We start from the raw sequence: 17,267 nt of genomic DNA, 5'->3' as shown, positions 1-17,267 counted from the left end.
TTGATTGATATCATCACTTAATCCGTCCTCTCTATTTATAGACGACATAACTGAAAATTTTCTGTGCAAAATTTGTCTCTGTGGATCGATGCGGGTAGACTTCGTCCCCTTGTCTGAATATGGAGAAAGTACCATGAGCGAGACGGCAACCTGGCAGCCGAGCGCATCCATCCCCAACCTATTGAAACGCGCGGCAATGATGGCGGAGATCCGTCGATTCTTTGCCGATCGTGGCGTACTTGAGGTGGAAACGCCCTGTATGAGCCAGGCGACGGTAACGGATATTCACCTGTTCCCGTTTGAAACCCGTTTTGTTGGTCCCGGCCACTCTCAGGGTCTGAATCTCTACTTGATGACCAGCCCGGAATACCACATGAAACGCCTGCTGGCTGCGGGTTGCGGCCCGGTGTTCCAGCTGTGCAGAAGCTTTCGCAATGAAGAGATGGGTCGTCATCACAACCCTGAATTCACCATGCTGGAGTGGTATCGTCCGCATTACGACATGTACCGTCTGATGAACGAGGTGGATGATTTACTGCAGCAGGTGCTGGAATGCCCGGCGGCGGAATCGCTCTCCTATCAGCAGGCATTCCAGCGCTATCTGGAAATCGATCCGCTCTCTGCCGATAAAACCCAACTGCGTGAAGTCGCGGCAAAGCTCGATCTGAGCAATATCGCCGATAGCGAAGAAGATCGCGATACGTTGCTGCAACTGCTTTTCACCATGGGCGTAGAGCCGCAGATCGGTAAAGATCGTCCAACGTTTGTTTACCATTTTCCGGCAAGCCAGGCATCGCTGGCGCAAATCAGTACGGAAGATCATCGGGTGGCGGAGCGCTTCGAGGTGTATTTCAAGGGCATTGAACTGGCGAATGGTTTCCACGAGCTGACCGATGCGCGTGAACAACAACAGCGTTTCGAGCAGGACAACCGCAAGCGTGCGGCGCGGGGTTTACCGCAGCAACCGGTGGATATGAACCTGCTGGAAGCACTGAAGGCCGGGCTTCCCGACTGCTCCGGTGTGGCGTTAGGCGTTGATCGCCTGATCATGCTGGCGTTGCAGGCAGAAAGCCTGGCGGACGTGATCGCTTTTACCGTCGATCGGGCATAAGTGTCTCATCACCCGTAGCTGATTTCCCTCCGGACGGCTACTCTCTGCCAGTAACATGCTGCGCCTTCCGGCGCAGCATGTTTATAAACTGCCTGCCGGGCGTGAGCTCTTACCTGCTGAGGTGAGCGTTCTCGCACTGCGCCTGCCGTCCAGACTCTCCAGACGCATCTGGAACGGTGGAAAGGGCAGATCAATACCGTGTTCGCGGAAGCCCGCCAGAATCAACTGATGAATCTCATGGCGCAATGGCATGCGGTGCCCCATTTCCGCGGCATAGATACGCAGTTCAAACAGTTGTAGCCCTTGTTGCAGGTCAACCAGGAACACCTCCGGTGCGGGATTGTCGAGCACCAGCGAGCAGCGTTCGGCTGCGGCGTTAAGGATTTGCGTCACTTCTTCACTGTTGGCATCTGCTGGCGCTGGCACCGTCAGTACCACACGGGTTACTGAATCTGATAGCGACCAGTTTATAAACTGTTCAGTGATGAACGCTTTGTTCGGTACGATGATCTCTTTACGATCCCAGTCGCTGATCGTTGTGGCGCGGGTATTGATGCGGGTAATACTGCCCGTCAAATCGCGGATCGTTACGGTATCGCCAATGCGGATCGGTTTTTCAAACAGGATGATCAGGCCAGAGATAAAGTTAGCGAAGATTTCCTGCAGACCAAACCCAAGACCTACCCCCAGTGCTGCCACCAGCCACTGTAATTTCGACCATTCAATACCGATCATGGAGAAACCCACCAGCCCGCCAAATAGCATCAGCAGATATTTGGTGATGGTGGTGATGGCGTAACCGGTTCCCGGCGCCAGCTCCAGGTGTTGTAGCAAAGCCAGTTCCAGCAGAGCCGGAAGGTTACGCACCAGTTGGGTGGTGATAATAAAGACCAGAATGGCAATCAGCACCGCGCCCAGCGTAATCGGCTCCAGACTTTCCACACCCTGCACGGTAGATGTGACATCCCATAGCGTGATGTTTTCGAGGAAACCGAATGCAGAGTGGATCTCCGACCACAGCACAATGACCGACAACAACGCAATCAGCATCAGGATCGAGCGCACCAGCCGCAGCGACTGGACACTAATAGCATCCAGATCAACTTCGGCTTCATCGACGTCGGCCACACCTTCCGTGCTGGTTTGATGGGCGGGTTCATCCTCTCCGCGTGCGCGCTGCGCGAGGATTTCCGCACGGCGATGACGTGCGCGCTCAAAGGCCAGACGGCGACGCTGAATCAGCATCCAGCGACGGATAATATGGTACACCACCAGCAGCAGGAACCAGATAGCCACCGACGTTTCCAGCCGCGCCAGCAGTGCCTGCGCTGTGGCAAGGTAGCCGACAGCTGCCGCAAGAATGGCAATCAACGGCGCGCTCATCAGCAGGTTCCACAGCAGGTGGTTCGGCATATTATCGCCATTGCCGCCTTTATCCACATAAAGGGGAATACCGGCTCGTTTCAGGCTCAGTGTCACCAGCGCCAGCGCGCCGCAGATCAGAATAAAACACAGCCTGCCCAGCGATCCGGAAAATTCGCGGTCGTTAAGGTTATCAAACATGATCAGCGCCATAATCAGCGGGACAATCAAGCCAATGCTCATCAGGTAGTAACGCATACCACGAGCAACACGGTTGCGTGGCCAGCCAAAGTGGGCGACAAACAGCCCCGTTGGACGGGCAAAGGTTGCGCAGATCATCACAACCCAAAGCAGCGGTACGGTGGCCGTTACGCCATCGCCAATGGCCACCGCCAGCGGCCAGGGCCAGGCTTCCTGCAAACCATACCCCAGTGTCGCCCACAGTACCGGTAGGGGAGAGGCAACAAGGATCGACCAGAACACGGTGCGCATGGTGAGCCAGAAATGATCCTGCGTGACTTTACCCACTCTGGCGCTGGAACGCTCCAGAAAGCGGGTAAAATGGCGGCGCGAGTAGATGCTGAAGCCAACCAGAATTAACGCGCCAAACAGCGGGAACAGCGTCTCTTTGCTGGTCAGCATCATGGCGCTGGCTTTCCCCAACTGACTGGCGGTATCCAGCGACAGCAAGCGACGCAGGTCCTGAACGATTTCAATGGGCCAGCTAAAGGTTATCGGGCTGACATCCGCTGTCCAGAATAGATAACGGTGGGTTGCCTCATTCACCTCTTTCAGTGCGTCTTCCAGTTGGCTGTTGGCGACCTTCAGTTTGGTCAGTTCAAGGATGAGCGTATCCCCGCCCTGCAACAGGGAATTCAAAAGCTCACGCTGCGTGCGCAGTTGCGCTTCCAGAATACGCCCTTGCTCGGCAGTCAGCTGCTGGCCGTCAGCCTGACGGATTTGCCGTAGCTGTGGCTGCTTGTTTTGCAGATCTTCATAACGCATGCGGTGCACACGCAACTGCGCCATTTCGGTATCCAGTTGCTGTGGCTTGGGCATTTCCGGCAGACGGGCAACCTGCGCGCGCAACGCCTCGCCCAACATATTGGATGCGCCCAGCCATTGTGATTGCTCACGCAGGGTATTAAGCGCCTGGCGCACCTGTAAGGTCTGGCTGGTGGCCTGGCGTTGCTGAGAGGCCACCAGATCCATCCGCTGCGCTTGTTGGTTCAACGCTTGCGACAACTCACGGTTAATACGGAACTGTTCGACGATACCTGCCGGTAAGTTGGCGCTGTTTTCCGCCAGCAATTCGGTGCTTTCAAGCGCCTGTTCCGCTTCGCGCTGGCGCTGGCTGTTAAGCTGGTTGCGCAAGGCCTGCAGGTACGTATCCAACTGCTGGCTCTGCTTCTGCGCCAGCTCTGAACGCATGCGCGACAGCTCCTGGCGGTTATTGGCTGAGAGTTGCGCCAGTTCCAGCTCATCGACCTGCGCTTTCAGCTTCGCTGACTCTGCCTGCGCGGCAAGATTTTGCGCTTGCGCCAGCGGTGTGGCTGCCGTTTGCGAACTGAGGCGACGTTCTACTTCAGTCACCTGGCGGCGGGCATCAGTTTGCTGTTGCGGCAACTGGTTTAAGGAGTCACTGATTTCCCGCGCACGTTCCTGTTCCTGCTGTGCCAGGCGTGTTTTCTCCAGCAACTGGCTGCTGACCTGGAGGATCTCCTGATTTAGCGCATCGCTGCTCATGTCGGTGGGAACGGCTTTCGGTTCGTCGCGCAGGTTATCCAACTGCGAACGTAATGTCCTGGAAAGCTTGGGGAAGTTATCAATGACTTGCTGATATTGCTGCGCACGCTCAAGGGAACCTTTGCGTTCTTCGAGTGCATTCAACGCAGCCTGGAGCACCTCAATGGTTTCGGCCTGCTCCGGCGTGTTCTTCGCCGCTTTGGCCTGCTCCAGTTCTTGTGAAATTTGTCGGGCATCGGGGGCCGTAGCAGCTACGGCCCCCAGGCTGAGGCACCAGGCCATCAGAAAAGTGATAATCAGGCGCACGTCAGTCTTCCTGGGTTGGGGATTAGCCTTCGTCTTTCTTATCGTCAACCAGCGGGCTGGCGTCGTGTTCTGCTTTAATTTCCGCTTCCGGCAACGGTGCCGGTTCAGCGGCGGGGACGAAAGGCTCGTTGGATACGGCCAGCGGCTGGCCAATTTTAGTGACCGACAGGTTTTGCAGTTGTTCCGCCAGCTTCACTTTGCCCGGCGCGAACAAGTTGATGACGGTGGAGCCGAGTTTGAAGCGGCCCATTTCCTGACCTTTCAGTAAGGCGACCGCGCCCTCACTCTCGCCCGCAGGCCAGGTCCAGCGTTTGATGACGCCTTCGCGCGGCGGGGTAATGGTGCCAGCCCATACCGTCTCGATACTGCCGACAATGGTTGCACCGACAAGGATTTGCGCCATCGGGCCAAACTCGGTATCAAACAAGCAAATGACGCGTTCGTTACGGGCAAAGAGATTCGGTACGTTCTGTGCGGTCAGATGGTTGACGGAGAAGAGATCCCCCGGCACATAAATCATTTCACGCAGGATACCGTTGCAGGGCATATGAACGCGGTGATAATCGCGTGGCGACAGATAGGTGGTGACAAAGCTACCATTGCGGAACAGATCGGCCATCAGGTAGTTGCCCGCCAGCAAGGCTTCAAGGCTGTAGTTATGACCTTTGGCTTGCAGAATTTTATCTTCTTCAATATCACCAAGCTGGCTGATCACGCCGTCTGCCGGCATCACCAGCACGTTCGGGTCGGTGTTCAGTGGGCGAACCTCGTCGCGCAATGCACGAACAAAGAAGTCATTGAACGTGCGATAGCTGGCGGTGTCTGGCTTTTGTGCCTCTTTCATATCGACCTTGAAGTATTTCACAAACAGATCGATAACCAGTTTGGTCAGCCAGCCCGCTCGCTTACTTGCGCCCCAGCCCGCCAGGCGAGTGAGCCACAGTTTCGGCAGAATGTATTGTAGCGAAAGTTTAAATGAGTTTAACAAAGCAGCCTCCAGGCCATTGTTTTTGTCGTTCCTGATCCGCCGCTGTGCGCCGGATCCTTTTCCAAATGGGGGACGATTCTAGCGATGCTTAGGTTAGTTGTCAGTCATCTGATTCAGAAAAGCTTTTACGCGTTTTTACCTGCGACATGCTTTCCAGAATGCGGTGATAGTTGTCGAAACGGCTCTCAGCGATTTCGCCTTTCTCCACCGCTTCGCGGATGGCGCAACCCGGGTCGGTATCATGCTTGCAGTCACGATATTTGCACTGGCCCAGATAATCATGGAATTCGACAAAGCCGTTAAAAATTTGTTCCGGTTCAAGGTGCCAGAGCCCAAACTCGCGCACGCCCGGCGAGTCAATCACATCGCCGCCGTGCGGAAAGTGATAGAGGCGCGCTGCGGTGGTGGTGTGTTGCCCCAGCCCGGAAACATCGGACACATCATTGGTGAGGATCTGCCTCTCCTGCAAACCGAGCAGTGTGTTCAGTAAGCTTGATTTACCCACGCCCGATTGCCCGGCAAAGATACTGATGCGGTTAGTCAACGCTTCTGTCAGCGGGGTAAGGCCGTTTTGCGCATGGCTGGATACCATTAATACGCGATAGCCAATCTTGCGATAGATATCCATTTGCTCATTCACGAAAGCCATGCCGTCATTGTCCAGCAGATCGATTTTGTTCAGCACGATCAGTGGTTCGACTTGCAACGTTTCGCACGCCACCAGATATCTGTCGATAATATTCAGCGACAGTTCCGGCAGGATAGCTGAGACCACCACAATCTGATTGATATTGGCAGCAATAGGTTTGACGCCGTCGTAAAAATCGGGGCGTGTGAGCACTGTGGTGCGTTCATGCACGGCTTCAACAATGCCTTTGACAGTAACGCCTTCTGCGGCTTCTTTGCCAGGACGCCAGACCACGCGGTCACCCGTGACCAGCGAACGAATGGTGCGGCGAATATTGCAACGGTGCACTTCGCCATCGGCGGATTCCACATCAGCATGCATGCCGAAGCGGCTGATAACCACACCTTCGGACGGGTCGCCGAAGAGGTTGTCATCGTAGTCAGCTTTCTCCGTAGAGGTTTTCAGCCGGCGCTGGTGATTCTCTTTAACGCGGCGCTGCTGCCCTTTGGAGAGTTTATTTTTACTCAATCGTGCTGGCTCCTGGTCGCCCTGGATGGGCAAAACGACTATGATACACGCAATTCTAGATGAATATAGTGACGCGAGAAGGGTGGAAAATAGCATGAGCGCAAATGAAAACAACCTCATTTGGATCGATCTGGAGATGACGGGGTTAGATCCCGAGCGCGATCGCATTATTGAGATCGCGACGCTGGTGACCGATGCCAATCTTAATATTCTGGCAGAAGGGCCGGTGATTGCTGTCCATCAATCCGATGCGCAACTGGCATTAATGGATGACTGGAACGTGCGCACCCATACTGGTAGCGGACTGGTTGACCGGGTAAAAGCGAGCCAGCTTGACGACCGCGCGGCGGAACTGGCTACTCTCGAATTCTTAAAAGCGTGGGTGCCTGCCGGGAAATCGCCTATTTGTGGCAACAGTATCGGTCAGGATCGTCGCTTTCTGTTTAAGTACATGCCGGAACTGGAGGCCTATTTCCACTATCGCTACCTGGATGTCAGCACACTGAAAGAGCTGGCGCGCCGCTGGAAGCCTGAAGTGTTGGACGGGCTGAAAAAGCAGAATACCCACCAGGCGCTGGACGATATTCGCGAATCGGTGGCGGAGCTGGCTTATTATCGCGAGCACTTTATTAAGCTGTAATGCGTTTCTTGCAGGGCAGGGAATGTGTTTGCCTTGCCCTGCAAGGCCAGTACTGGCGCGGGTTTGCTGGAAAAATGTTCATTTTGTCGATTAAATCGTCACTTGAACAAAAAAAAAGAAAATTTGCTTTCAGGGGCTTGCAGCAAGAAGGAATTCTCGTATAATGCGCCTCCCGTGAAGACACAGAAATGTGAAACACGGCATCTCGAAATTTCAGTGCAAAATGTTTGTAAGTTGCTGAAAAATCGATGATAAGCGGGAATAGCTCAGTTGGTAGAGCACGACCTTGCCAAGGTCGGGGTCGCGAGTTCGAGTCTCGTTTCCCGCTCCAAAATTTGAAATGCACCATCCAAATTTACGGGTTTTAGCATTGACGCTGAAGCCGGATAAATATGCGGGAATAGCTCAGTTGGTAGAGCACGACCTTGCCAAGGTCGGGGTCGCGAGTTCGAGTCTCGTTTCCCGCTCCAAATTTGAAATGCCGTAAGGCACGCACCATCCAGATTTACTGGTTCCGGCTAGCAAGCTGGTCCAGATAAGTATGCGGGAATAGCTCAGTTGGTAGAGCACGACCTTGCCAAGGTCGGGGTCGCGAGTTCGAGTCTCGTTTCCCGCTCCAAATTTTCACATCAAAAAATTATCCACAGCGGGAATCCTCGTTGGGGGCGTTTTTTATTGTCATCTGAAAATCATTGTGAACAGACTTATCCACAGGCTGCGCTTTCATTCGCAACATAATCATTGCTTCGCTGGGTAAATAGTCTCTGTTTAACGTGCTGAAAAATCTTAATAAATTAACATTGGAAAGTGTTAACGCGATCGCTTGACGATTTTGTTGACGTTGAATCGCAATGTGTTTTTTATTTTATTCACAAGCTGTGGACGATTTACGCATCGCGCGGCAGGCCTTTTTCAATCACCCGTACCAGGCGTTGTTTTTGCGCCGTTTGTACTTCAACAATGCAGGCTTTTCGCTTATCGATTTGCTGCGCAATCGCCCATTGTATATGTTCGTCAAGAAGTGGGTGCTCACCTAACCGTTTCTCCAGCGCCCGAATATTGGCCTCATCCCAGGGGGCATTACCCAGAGCTACGGCAATATTACGCAGCCAACGCAGATGGCCAATACGACGAATTGCGGAGCCTTCCGTAACTTTTAGGAACCAGGCCTCATTCCAACCGAACAGTTCGATCAACTCCGGCGCATGCAAGACTTCGCGCGGGCTGAAGTCCTCTTCCTCGGTTAATTGCGAATAGCGATTCCACGGGCAGATAAGCTGGCAGTCATCACAACCGTAAATGCGGTTACCCATTAACGGGCGAAACTCTTCCGGGATTGCACCTTCCAGCTCAATCGTGAGATAGGAGATGCAGCGGCGGGCGTCGACAGTGTAGGGCTCAACAATCGCGCCGGTGGGGCAAATTGTCATGCAGGCCACGCAGCGCCCGCAGCCTTCTTCCACCGGGGTATCGATAGGGAGTGGCAAATCAATCAGCAACTCGCCAAGGAAAAAGAACGAACCGGCGTCACGGCTCAGGATAAGTGAGTGCTTACCTGTCCAGCCCAGACCCGCTTTTTCCGCCAGCGGGCGCTCAAGAATGGGCGCGGAATCCACAAACGGTCTAAAATTCAGCGAAGCACAATGCTGCGAAATCATTTCGCCGAGCTTTTTAAGCCGGTTGCGCAGCAACTTATGATAATCACGCCCCAGCGCGTAGCGGCTGACATAACCGAGCGAGGGGTTTTTAAGCGTACTGGCGAATGCGGCGTGTGCAGGCAGATAATTCATGCGCACGCTGATAACGCGCAGCGTACCGGGGAGAAGTTCGTGGGGGCGGGCGCGCATCATACCGTGACGCGCCATCCACTCCATTTCGCCATGGTATTGTTTATCCAGCCACGCCTGCAGCTTTGGCTCAGAGGCGCTGAGATCGGTATCGGTAATGCCGACGTGCTGAAAACCCAGTTCAGAGCCCCACTGTTTGATTTGTTGCGCTAAGTGATTGAGATCGAGGGGCTGTGACATGACGGACCATAAAGATGAAGAAAATCGCAGCAAGTATACCACACTCCATCTGGCATGCTGAGGCACTCCGACAGGCAGAAAAAGACGCTGCAGATAGCCTTGGCATTACGCTCTATGAATTAATGCAGCGCGCAGGTGAAGCGGCGTTTGACGTGGCGCGGAAGCATTTTCCGCACGCCCGATGCTGGCTGATCCTTTGCGGGCACGGCAACAACGGCGGCGACGGTTATGTGGTCGCACGGCTGGCCGCTGCGGCAGGAGTGCAGGTAACCTTACTGGCGCTGGAAAGCAGTAAGCCCTTGCCGGAAGAGGCCGCGCAGGCAAGAGAGGCCTGGCTTAACGCTGGCGGTACTATTCATGCCGTGGATGTGCTGTGGCCGGAAGAGACAGATTTGATTATCGATGGCTTGCTCGGTACCGGCCTTACTTGCGCACCGCGCGACAATGTTGCACGGCTTATCACCCAGGCTAATGCTCATCCAGCTCCTGTACTGTCGCTGGATATTCCTTCTGGCTTGATCGCGCAAACTGGCGCAACCCCCGGGGCCGTTATCCATGCCCGGCACACTGTCACCTTTATTGCTCTCAAACCTGGTCTGCTGACCGGGAAAGCCCGTGATGTGGTCGGTCAACTGCATCATCGTGCCCTTGGGCTTGATGCCTGGCTAAACGGGCAGGAGAGTGCCCTTGCCCGTTACGATGCCAGCCAACTGGCGCAGTGGTTTACCCCGAGACGGCCCACATCGCACAAAGGGGATCATGGTCGGTTGCTCATCATTGGCGGCGATCATGGCACGGCAGGAGCAATCCGTATGGCGGGTGAAGCGGCGCTGCGGGCAGGTGCTGGCCTGGTGCGGGTACTGACACGCCGCGAGAATATTGCACCCTTGCTAACTGCCCGCCCGGAGCTTATGGTGCACGAACTGACGGCCAGTACGCTGGATGAGAGCCTTGAATGGGCCGATGTCGTGGTCGTTGGGCCGGGCCTCGGCCAGCAAGAGTGGGGCAAAAAAGCGCTGCATAAGGTGGAAAATTTTCGCAAACCGATGCTCTGGGACGCGGATGCGTTGAACCTTCTGGCAATCAACCCCGATAAACGTCACAATCGCGTACTGACGCCGCACCCCGGCGAGGCTGCGCGTCTGCTGAATGGCAGCGTGGCGGAAATTGAAAGCGATCGCTTACTTGCGGCCCAACGTCTGGTTAAACGCTATGCAGGCGTGGTGGTGCTGAAAGGTGCCGGGACGGTAGTGGCGAGCGCGGAAGGCGCAATGGGCATTGTTGATGCCGGTAACGCTGGCATGGCGAGCGGCGGTATGGGTGACGTATTGTCGGGTATTATCGGTGCGCAACTGGCACAGAAATTAACCCTGTATGATGCTGCCTGTGCGGGTTGTGTAGCGCATGGCGCGGCAGCCGATAGGCTGGCGGCAACGAGCGGTATGCGCGGTATGCTGGCCACCGATCTTTTTACCACGCTCTTGCGTGTTGTTAACCCGGATGTAGTTGATACAAAAGATGATTAATCGAGTTATTCCTTTACCTGACGAGCAAGCGACATTGGATCTCGGCAAGCGTGTCGCGCAGGCCTGCGATGGCGCAACGGTGATTTATTTGTATGGCGACCTCGGCGCGGGTAAAACCACGTTTAGCCGGGGCTTTTTACAGGCCTTAGGCCATAACGGAAATGTCAAAAGCCCGACCTATACGCTGGTGGAACCGTACACCCTCGATAAATTGATGGTGTATCACTTCGATCTGTATCGCCTTGCCGATCCTGAGGAGCTGGAATTTATGGGGATCCGCGATTATTTTGCCAACGACGCCATTTGCCTGGTCGAGTGGCCGCAACAAGGTGCGGGTGTATTGCCTGACCCGGATGTCGAAATTCATTTAGATTACCAGGCGCAGGGGCGTGAGGCGCGCATTAGCGCTGTATCCTCATCTGGCGATTCGTTACTGGCGCGTATAGCCGGTTGACAGGAAGGGTGACGGGATGATCTCTCGCGTGAAAAGTTGGTTGGCAACGGCGTTATTATTACTCTGCGCGCAGGCTGGTGCGGCAAGCCTGGCGGATATTCAGGTATCTAATGGCGATAACCAGGCTCGTATAACGTTCAGTTTTATGGGCGATCCTGATTATGCTATTTCGCAACAGGACAAACGCAGTGTTGCGCTGGACATCAAACAGACCGGCATTATTCAGGGATTACCTTTGCAGTTCAGTGGTAACAATCTTGTCAAAAGCATTCGGGCCGGTACTGCCAGGGATAATCAATCGATTCGTCTGGTGGTCGACTTAACGCAGAATGGCAAAACCCGGGCGGTCAAACAGCAAAACGGTGCGGGTTATACCGTCATCTTTACGATCGATGCTGACGTTCCGCCCCCGCTGCCAAAAGCGGTGGTACAGCGGGCTGAAACGCCAGTCGTTACGGCGCGCCCGGTCCAGCCTTCGCAACCTGGACGAAACCCGTTTCGTTCCGAAAACGACCGTATTACCAGCGTAACCAACAGCAATACGATAACCCGTCCGGCGGCGCAGGCGGTATCCGGCGATAAAGTCGTCATTGCTATTGATGCCGGGCATGGCGGTCAGGATCCTGGCGCGATCGGTTCCGGTGGGACACAAGAGAAAAACGTGACCATCGCGATTGCCCGCAAGCTACGTACGCTGCTGAACGACGATCCGATGTTTAAACCGGTCATGACGCGTGATGGCGACTATTTTATTTCGGTGATGGGGCGGTCAGATGTGGCGCGCAAACAGAACGCCAACTTCCTGGTGTCGATCCACGCCGACGCGGCACCAAACCGCGACGCGACAGGTGCTTCCGTATGGGTATTGTCTAACCGCCGTGCCAACAGCGAGATGGCCGGCTGGCTGGAACAGCATGAGAAGCAGTCCGAACTGCTGGGCGGCGCCGGAGATGTGCTGGCAAATAGCCAGTCTGACCCTTACCTGAGCCAGGCGGTGCTCGATTTACAGTTCGGCCATTCTCAGCGTGTAGGTTATGATGTCGCCACCAATATGCTGGGCCAGCTTCAGCGCGTGGGGGCCTTGCATAAGCGTCGCCCGGAACATGCCAGCCTTGGTGTGCTGCGTTCCCCGGACATTCCTTCAGTGCTGGTTGAAACCGGATTTATCAGTAATTCGGGCGAAGAGCGTCTATTGGGGAGCGACAGCTATCAGCAGCAGATTGCCGAAGCCATTTATAGCGGTCTGCGTAACTATTTCCTCGCACATCCATTGCAATCCGCGCCACGCAGCGGGGGCGGGCAAACAGCCAGCGCTGCTGCGCCGGGTAGCGGTCTGCTTAATTAAGGACATCTTGATGCCGATTCAGGTTCTGCCGCCGCAGCTTGCGAACCAAATCGCCGCTGGCGAAGTGGTAGAGCGCCCTGCGTCGGTAGTGAAAGAGCTGGTAGAAAACAGCCTTGATGCTGGCGCAACGCGTATTGATGTTGATATTGAACGCGGCGGCGCAAAGTTGATTCGCATCCGCGATAATGGCGCGGGCATCAAAAAAGAGGAACTGGCGCTGGCGCTGGCGCGTCATGCGACCAGTAAGATCGCCTCGCTGGACGATCTGGAGGCAATCATCAGCCTCGGTTTTCGCGGCGAGGCACTGGCCAGTATCAGTTCTGTTTCCCGTTTAACGCTCACCTCCCGCACGGCTGAACAGCAAGAAGCCTGGCAGGCTTACGCGGAAGGGCGCGATATGGCGGTAACGGTTAAGCCTGCCGCGCACCCGGTTGGTACGACGCTCGAAGTGCTAGACCTGTTCTATAACACCCCGGCGCGACGTAAGTTTATGCGTACCGAGAAAACTGAATTCAACCATATTGATGAGGTGATCCGTCGCATCGCGCTGGCACGCTTTGATGTGACTCTTAATCTCAGTCACAACGGTAAGCTGGTGCGTCAGTATCGTGCAGTGGCGAAAGGCGGCCAGCAAGAGCGGCGGCTGGGTGCCATTTGCGGTACGGCATTCCTTGAGCACGCGCTGGCTATCGAATGGCAGCATGGTGATTTAGCCTTGCATGGCTGGGTAGCTGATCCGAAGAGTACTACCACCGCTTTTGCTGAGATCCAGTATTGCTATGTGAATGGCCGGATGATGCGCGATCGCTTGATCAATCACGCCATTCGTCAGGCATGCGAAGACAAACTGGGTGCCGACCAACAGCCCGCGTTTGTGCTTTATCTGGAGATCGATCCGCACCAGGTGGATGTCAATGTGCATCCGGCGAAACACGAAGTGCGCTTCCACCAGTCACGCCTGGTGCATGACTTTATCTACCAGGGCGTACTGAGCGTGCTGCAACAGCAGCTTGCTGTGCCGTTACCGCTGGCGAACGAACCTGTGTTGCGTACGCTGCCGGAAAACCGCGTAGCGGCAGGGCGCAATCAGTTTGCTGAGCCGTTGATTGCCCGTGAGCCAGAAGCACCCCGCAGGGAAACGGCTGCACCCGCTCCTCGTAGCGGCGGTAATGGCGGTGCGGCTCCCTCCTGGCCCCATGCGCAGCCCGGTTATCAGAAACAGCAGGGCGCACTTTATCGGCAGCTGTTAGATACGCCGCTGGCAGAGCGCAAAAGCGAAGCGCCGCCGCCCGCCTCGCCCGCGCTGGACGGACACAGTCAGAGCTTTGGTCGCGTATTAACGTTGATTGCGCCACACTTCGCGTTGCTTGAACGCCACGGTACGCTCGCGTTATTGGCGCTCCCGGTTGCTGAACGCTGGTTGCGGCAGGCTCAGCTTTCGCCAGCCAACGCTCCCACCTGCGGCCAGCCGTTGCTTATCCCGGTGCGGTTAAAAATTTCCGCTGCTGAGAGCGAGGCTTTGAAGCGCGCGCAGCCGGTGCTGGGGGAAATGGGCATTGAATTTGTGCCTGATGGACAGCATGTGACCATTCGCGCAGTGCCTTTACCCTTGCGCCAACAAAATTTACAAATCTTGATTCCTGAACTGATAGGCTACCTGGCGCAGCAGACAAGCATTCATGCGGCCAATATTGCCCAGTGGCTGGCGCGTCATCTGGCGAGCGATCATCCGCAATGGAGCATAGCGCAGGCGATAACACTGCTGGCCGACGTCGAACGGCTTTGTCCGCATCTGGTGAAGTCCCCACCAGATGGTTTATTACAACCTGTTGATTTACAAATGGCGATGAACGCCCTGAAACATGAGTGAAGTGAGTAAGGCTGGCCTGCCTGAGGCTATTTTTTTGATGGGCCCGACGGCCTCCGGCAAAACAGCATTAGCCATTGAGCTGCGTAAAGTTTTGCCCGTTGAGTTGATAAGCGTTGATTCCGCCCTAATCTATCAGGGAATGGATATCGGTACCGCGAAGCCTGACGCCGACGAGTTGCGTGCTGCTCCGCATCGGCTGTTGGATATTCTCGATCCCGCACAAGCGTATTCCGCAGCGGATTTCCGTCGCGATGCGCTGGCGGAAATGAAAGCCATCACCGATGCGGGGCGTATTCCGTTGTTGGTGGGCGGTACGATGCTCTACTTCAAGGCGTTGCTGGAAGGATTATCCCCCTTGCCGTCAGCGGATCCTGAAGTCAGGGCCGGGATCGAAAAACAGGCGGCAGAGCGCGGATGGGAAGCGTTGCACCAGCAGTTGCGGGAGATTGATCCTGTTGCTGCAGCACGGATTCATCCAAATGATCCGCAAAGGCTTTCCCGGGCACTGGAAGTTTTTTTCATTTCGGGTAAAACTTTAACAGATCTGACGCAAACGTCGGGAGACGCTCTGCCTTACAAGGTGCATCAGTTCGCCATCGCCCCGGCGAGCCGTGAACTGCTCCATCAACGCATTGAGCAGCGTTTTCATCAGATGTTGGCTTCGGGTTTTGAAGCAGAAGTGCGGGCGCTTTTTGCTCGCGGAGATTTGCATACGGAGATGCCTTCCATTCGTTGTGTGGGATACCGCCAGATGTGGTCTTATCTGGAAGGTGAGATTTCATACGATGAAATGGTTTATCGAGGTATTTGCGCCACGAGGCAACTCGCCAAGCGGCAGATGACATGGTTACGCGGATGGGAAGGCGTTCACTGGTTAGAGAGTGAAAAGCCAGAAAAGTCTTACCATGACGTGTTACAGGTTGTTAGTGCTATCGCAAGGTGAATGTGTACAATTAGGCCGTATCGTGCGCGAATTTTTACGCAGTTTTCAGAGCTTTCGGGTTCTAAGTACAAAACAAGCATATAAGGAAAAGATAGAATGGCTAAGGGGCAATCTTTACAAGATCCGTTCCTGAACGCACTGCGTCGGGAACGTGTTCCAGTTTCAATTTATTTGGTGAATGGTATCAAGCTGCAAGGGCAAATTGAGTCTTTCGATCAGTTCGTGATCCTGTTGAAAAACACGGTCAGCCAAATGGTCTATAAGCACGCGATTTCAACTGTTGTTCCATCTCGTCCGGTTTCACATCACAGCAACAATGCCGGCGGCGGTACCAACAGTAACTACCATCACGGTAGCAACGCGCAAGGTTCTGCACAGCAGGACAGCGAAGAAACCGAATAAGGTTTAATGCTGTTTATCTCTATCGGGGAGCCAGAAAATCTGCGTTCCCCGCTGATCTTTATTGAGGGTTATACGCTTGTTTGACCGTTATGACGCCGGTGAGCAGGCGGTACTGGTACACATCTATTTTTCGCAAGACAAAGATATGGAAGACCTTCAGGAGTTTGAATCTCTGGTCTCTTCCGCCGGTGTCGAAGCAATGCAGGTGATTACCGGTAGCCGTAAAGCACCGCACCCCAAGTATTTTGTAGGCGAAGGTAAAGCAATCGAAATTGCGGATGCTGTTAAAGCCGCGGGTGCTTCCGTTGTGCTTTTTGATCATGCGCTGACCCCTGCCCAGGAGCGTAACCTGGAAAGATTGTGCGAATGTCGTGTTATCGACCGCACGGGCCTGATTTTGGATATTTTTGCCCAGCGTGCGCGCACGCACGAGGGGAAATTGCAGGTTGAACTGGCGCAGTTGCGCCATCTGGCGACGCGCCTGGTGCGTGGCTGGACCCACCTTGAACGACAAAAGGGCGGGATTGGTTTGCGCGGTCCGGGTGAAACCCAGCTCGAAACCGACCGTCGTTTGTTGCGTAATCGTATTACCCAGATCTTATCGCGTCTCGAGAAGGTTGAAAAACAGCGTGAACAAGGGCGCCGCTCCCGCACGAAGGCCGACATTCCAACGGTCTCGTTGGTAGGGTACACGAACGCCGGAAAATCTACGCTATTCAACCAAATAACCGAGGCGCAAGTGTATGCAGCCGATCAGCTGTTTGCGACGCTGGATCCCACGCTGCGCCGTATTGACGTGGCAGACGTAGGTGAAACCGTGCTGGCGGATACCGTAGGGTTTATTCGCCACCTGCCGCACGACCTGGTCGCGGCGTTTAAAGCGACCTTGCAGGAGACGCGTCAGGCGACGTTGCTGCTGCACGTGATTGATGCCGCAGATGTCCGCGTGCAGGAAAACATTGATGCAGTGAACACCGTGCTTGAAGAAATTGAAGCACACGATATCCCAACGCTGCTAGTGATGAACAAAATCGATATGCTGGACGATTTTGAGCCGCGTATCGATAGGGATGAAGAGAATAAACCAATCCGCGTCTGGCTCTCTGCGCAGACCGGGGTTGGCGTACCACTGTTATTCCAGGCTTTGACGGAGCGTCTTGCCGGGGAAGTCGCGCAGCACACGTTGCGCTTACCCCCGGAGGAAGGGCGTCTGAGAAGTCGGTTTTATCAGCTTCAGGCAATAGAAAAAGAGTGGGTGGAAGACGATGGCAGTGTCGGTATGCAGGTGCGCATGCCTATCGTCGACTGGCGTCGACTCTGTAAACAAGAACCGGCACTCGAAGAATACGTCGTCTGACCGGCACAGGCCTGAAGATTTTTCCCCTTTGGGG

Annotated in this window: 13 protein-coding genes and 3 tRNA genes; 12 read left to right on the top strand and 4 right to left on the bottom strand. The window is 54.8% G+C overall.

The window, feature by feature from the left end; genetic code table 11:
• The first annotated feature begins 133 nt into the window (after nucleotides 1-133).
• Nucleotides 134-1,111, top strand: coding sequence for an elongation factor P--(R)-beta-lysine ligase (gene epmA / locus ACUY4S_RS21040; RefSeq protein WP_312690225.1), 978 nt, complete (start codon nucleotides 134-136; stop codon nucleotides 1,109-1,111).
• An 81-nt stretch (nucleotides 1,112-1,192) separates the two neighbouring features.
• Here the strand turns inward: epmA and mscM are convergent, their stop codons facing one another.
• The 3 genes from mscM to rsgA all read right to left on the bottom strand — a co-directional run bounded on the left by mscM (nucleotide 1,193) and on the right by rsgA (nucleotide 6,669).
• A complete protein-coding gene (gene mscM / locus ACUY4S_RS21035; RefSeq protein WP_458023514.1) occupies nucleotides 1,193-4,525 on the bottom strand; it encodes a miniconductance mechanosensitive channel MscM in 3,333 nt (1,110 codons plus the stop codon).
• A gap of 22 nt (nucleotides 4,526-4,547) precedes the next feature.
• Entirely contained in the window at nucleotides 4,548-5,513 is a 966-nt protein-coding gene (gene asd, locus ACUY4S_RS21030) for an archaetidylserine decarboxylase (RefSeq protein ID WP_312690221.1), read from the bottom strand.
• Nucleotides 5,514-5,613: 100 nt separating this feature from the next.
• Complete coding sequence (rsgA, locus tag ACUY4S_RS21025; protein WP_458023513.1) at nucleotides 5,614-6,669, bottom strand: small ribosomal subunit biogenesis GTPase RsgA; 1,056 nt, start codon at nucleotides 6,667-6,669, stop codon at nucleotides 5,614-5,616.
• Nucleotides 6,670-6,763: 94 nt separating this feature from the next.
• Between rsgA and orn the strand changes: the two genes are divergently transcribed.
• The 4 genes from orn to ACUY4S_RS21005 all read left to right on the top strand — a co-directional run bounded on the left by orn (nucleotide 6,764) and on the right by ACUY4S_RS21005 (nucleotide 7,928).
• Nucleotides 6,764-7,309 carry an oligoribonuclease gene (gene orn / locus ACUY4S_RS21020; protein WP_458023512.1) on the top strand — a complete coding sequence of 182 codons (546 nt, stop codon included), beginning with the start codon at nucleotides 6,764-6,766 and terminating at the stop codon, nucleotides 7,307-7,309.
• Between the two features lie 255 nt (nucleotides 7,310-7,564).
• A tRNA-Gly gene (locus tag ACUY4S_RS21015) sits at nucleotides 7,565-7,640 on the top strand.
• Between the two features lie 63 nt (nucleotides 7,641-7,703).
• Nucleotides 7,704-7,779: transfer RNA gene (locus tag ACUY4S_RS21010), tRNA-Gly, on the top strand.
• A gap of 73 nt (nucleotides 7,780-7,852) precedes the next feature.
• Nucleotides 7,853-7,928: transfer RNA gene (locus ACUY4S_RS21005), tRNA-Gly, on the top strand.
• A gap of 268 nt (nucleotides 7,929-8,196) precedes the next feature.
• On the opposite strand, the gene queG is transcribed toward ACUY4S_RS21005, so the two are convergent.
• Nucleotides 8,197-9,336 carry a tRNA epoxyqueuosine(34) reductase QueG gene (queG, locus tag ACUY4S_RS21000; protein ID WP_458021774.1) on the bottom strand — a complete coding sequence of 380 codons (1,140 nt, stop codon included), beginning with the start codon at nucleotides 9,334-9,336 and terminating at the stop codon, nucleotides 8,197-8,199.
• Between the two features lie 14 nt (nucleotides 9,337-9,350).
• Between queG and nnr the strand changes: the two genes are divergently transcribed.
• The 7 genes from nnr (at nucleotide 9,351) to hflX (ending at nucleotide 17,233) form a co-directional block, all read left to right on the top strand.
• Nucleotides 9,351-10,862: a bifunctional ADP-dependent NAD(P)H-hydrate dehydratase/NAD(P)H-hydrate epimerase gene (nnr, locus tag ACUY4S_RS20995; RefSeq protein ID WP_458021773.1), complete on the top strand. Its 1,512-nt coding sequence runs from the start codon at nucleotides 9,351-9,353 to the stop codon at nucleotides 10,860-10,862.
• Nucleotides 10,855-11,316, top strand: coding sequence for a tRNA (adenosine(37)-N6)-threonylcarbamoyltransferase complex ATPase subunit type 1 TsaE (tsaE, locus tag ACUY4S_RS20990; RefSeq protein WP_458021772.1), 462 nt, complete (start codon nucleotides 10,855-10,857; stop codon nucleotides 11,314-11,316). Before nnr ends, tsaE begins: the two co-directional genes overlap by 8 nt.
• Nucleotides 11,317-11,332: 16 nt before the next feature.
• Nucleotides 11,333-12,661, top strand: coding sequence for an N-acetylmuramoyl-L-alanine amidase AmiB (amiB, locus tag ACUY4S_RS20985; RefSeq protein WP_458021771.1), 1,329 nt, complete (start codon nucleotides 11,333-11,335; stop codon nucleotides 12,659-12,661).
• Nucleotides 12,662-12,671: 10 nt separating this feature from the next.
• Nucleotides 12,672-14,531, top strand: a complete 1,860-nt coding sequence (mutL, locus tag ACUY4S_RS20980) for a DNA mismatch repair endonuclease MutL (RefSeq protein WP_312691040.1) — start codon at nucleotides 12,672-12,674, stop codon at nucleotides 14,529-14,531.
• Nucleotides 14,524-15,474 carry a tRNA (adenosine(37)-N6)-dimethylallyltransferase MiaA gene (gene miaA, locus ACUY4S_RS20975; protein WP_312691041.1) on the top strand — a complete coding sequence of 317 codons (951 nt, stop codon included), beginning with the start codon at nucleotides 14,524-14,526 and terminating at the stop codon, nucleotides 15,472-15,474. Before mutL ends, miaA begins: the two co-directional genes overlap by 8 nt.
• Before the next feature lie 96 nt (nucleotides 15,475-15,570).
• Nucleotides 15,571-15,876: an RNA chaperone Hfq gene (gene hfq / locus ACUY4S_RS20970; RefSeq protein WP_312691042.1), complete on the top strand. Its 306-nt coding sequence runs from the start codon at nucleotides 15,571-15,573 to the stop codon at nucleotides 15,874-15,876.
• Nucleotides 15,877-15,952: 76 nt separating this feature from the next.
• A complete protein-coding gene (gene hflX / locus ACUY4S_RS20965) occupies nucleotides 15,953-17,233 on the top strand; it encodes a ribosome rescue GTPase HflX (RefSeq protein ID WP_458021770.1) in 1,281 nt (426 codons plus the stop codon).
• Nucleotides 17,234-17,267: the final 34 nt, after the last annotated feature.

Source organism: Kosakonia beeri (assembly GCF_054165705.1).
The sequence above is the reverse complement of the archived record's forward strand: the minus strand, read 5'-3'. Positions and strand labels throughout refer to the sequence as shown.